Annotated in this window: 2 protein-coding genes; both read left to right on the forward strand. The window is 31.7% G+C overall.

What is annotated here, in order from left to right; all coding sequences use genetic code 11:
- A partial coding sequence (locus E1171_RS03040) for a tetratricopeptide repeat protein (RefSeq protein ID WP_222931361.1) occupies positions 1–1,280 on the forward strand: 1,280 nt, incomplete at its 5' end.
- 392 nt (positions 1,281–1,672) lie between these two features.
- The gene (locus tag E1171_RS03045) at positions 1,673–2,479 is read left to right on the forward strand and encodes a hypothetical protein (RefSeq protein ID WP_155203958.1); all 807 of its coding nucleotides are present in this window, start codon (positions 1,673–1,675) and stop codon (positions 2,477–2,479) included.
- The last annotated feature ends 107 nt before the right edge of the window (positions 2,480–2,586 follow it).

The raw sequence follows: 2,586 nt of genomic DNA on the forward strand, positions 1-2,586 counted from the left end.
AAAAAAAGAAATACAAGCCATCTGTAACCTTTGAAGATAAACATTGGATTGAAGAAAACATTAATTGGTTAATTGAAGTTTTTGGCCTTGACAAATTAAAGGAACAACCCTTTATTCTTCCAACAACTGAGAATTTCCCATATGATAATCTTAGGGATTCAGATCAATTTCAAAAACTTTTTGAACAGCTTTGTGAATGTTTGGACGTGGACCCAAATGAAATAGTTGTAAAATTCTTTGATGATTTTAAATCTAAACAATGGACAACTTGGGTGCCGCATGGTGAGTTCAATCAACCTGGAGGATTATTTCAGCAAATTTACACAACAGAAGAAAAGAGGTTTAATATTCAATTAGCAAAATCAAATCTTCAGAATCCACAGCTTCTAGTTTCCGTTATGGCTCATGAACTAGCACATGTCAAGCTGCTTGGCAGTAATTATGTAAACCGAGATGAAGATGATATGGAACCATTAACGGATTTAACCAGTATCTTTTATGGATTCGGAGTTTTTGTTGCAAACAGCTGTCAAACACAAGATATTTATTGGATAAGTCGCTCAGGTTACCTTCCTAATCAAGTGATAAGTTACACGAACGCATTAATATGCTACATTACGGAAAATGATGCAAACAAATATTACTCTCAATTAAATTACAATACTAAAGACCTCTTCAAACAAGATTTTGAATTCCTTATAAAAACAAACGATACCAAATTATCAAAAGCTAAGGTTTTAGAAAGTGAATCAATTTATAAATTAGGAAAACAAATTGATAACGGTTTTGATAAGAGAAATTACGATGATGTAATAGAAGCAAGTAAGAAGCTTCTTGAGGTAAGTCCCAATAATATTATTGCTTTTAATAATATTGGTTATGCCTTACTTCAACAAAAAAAGTATCAAGCTGCAATTGATGCCTTTACAAAAGCAATAGACATTGATCCCTACTGGGAATATGCGTATAATAATCGTGGTTATTGTAAACTTCAATTAGGAGAAATCGAAGATGCGTTTGCAGACCTTCACAGTTCATTTGAAATGAATCCGGACAATTCTTTTTCATGGAGAAATTTAGGTGCGTACTATTTAAAGAAAAATGATTTGGAGAAAGCCCTGAAACATTTTGAGCAGGCAGAAAAGATTGACCCGAAAACTGAATTAATTAATTTCTATATTGGAAGGACTCATTCTAAAATTGGTAATTTGGAAAAAGCGAAACAATATTTAGATAAATCAAAAGAACTTAATGAATATAATGACACTCCAACAGAATAAAAAAAGGTGGTAACAATGGTGAGCTGCCATGCTTTTCCAGCGCAAGAAAACCATCGCATCTCGCATAAAGAACAGCAGCCAGCCGGACCATTGCCAGCTATTATAAAACTATACTACATGAAAATTACATTAACAATACTTTTAATTTCTATTTCGACTTCAATTTTTTCCCAGAGCTTTGAGAACTTAGAGCAGGTTGATAAATTCCAGATTAATGATTTGACTGTGAAGGTATATTTTAAAGACCCCTCAAAGAGATAATTAAGCAGTATCCAGATTTTGATTATAAAGAAAATAAAGAGAAACATGATATATTATCCGGGTATTTGCATAACAACACATTATACATTTTTCAGACTTTAAGAAAAAAGAATGTAATCAAATCTTACAAATTGACAGGTAATCCTCAGAAAGTAAAAAGTCGAAATTACTTCAATCTTGATATTTATGATAGTCAAGACAACCTTGAAAAATCGATTGATAAAGTAAATGTTGGAGGTTCGTTTTTTGAACACATGTTTTTCTTTCAATCAACTGAGGGCAAAAAGTTTATAGGAAAGGGAATTCAAATGTGGGGATTCTTTGTAATGGTTCAGCCATATTCTACAATAAAGGAAAAAATATCTAAATTGATTAATATGGATATTTCTAATTCGATACCCGAGAATTTGATTGCAAAGGAGCAAACTTTTATCGAACCGCTATTTGAATATCAAAAATGTGGATTAGAGATAATTAAAGAGAGAACAAAAACAATTACAGTATATCAATATGATTCATTAGGAAATATAAAAAACAAAATTCCACGGGTAGAAAAAGATAATTCACTCTATTTATCTTCGACTAGTAAGGACTTAGGTAGTGTAACCAGTTTTCCATACTTTTCCAAGACAGATACAACAAAGAGAGATGGTAAATACATTTTCGTTAAAAGTGGTTTAGAGAATATCAATCATTATCTGAAAGATATCCGATTAACCCTCGATTCAACAGAACAACATGTTGTTAGGATAGATGGAAAATTAATTATACACGGATATACAAAAGATGGTCATTATACATATGACGAGATTTATGTTGCCGATTTTGAGAAAATTGGAGATTGCTATTTACCAAAGACAATAAAGTATTATCCACTTGAGGATACAGATTTATTAAGACCAAGAATTACAACAGAAATTGATTATGAACTAAAATAACGGTTGGCAACAATGGCGAACTACCATGCTTTGCAATTGCGCAAAAGTCAAAACTAAAAAACACAGCAACCAGCCGGATCGTTGTGCTTCATTCTGATAAAATGAAA

Origin of the sequence: Xanthovirga aplysinae (assembly GCF_009711365.1) — a bacterium.
Taxonomy (GTDB): Bacteria; Bacteroidota; Bacteroidia; order Cytophagales; family Cyclobacteriaceae; genus Xanthovirga; species Xanthovirga aplysinae.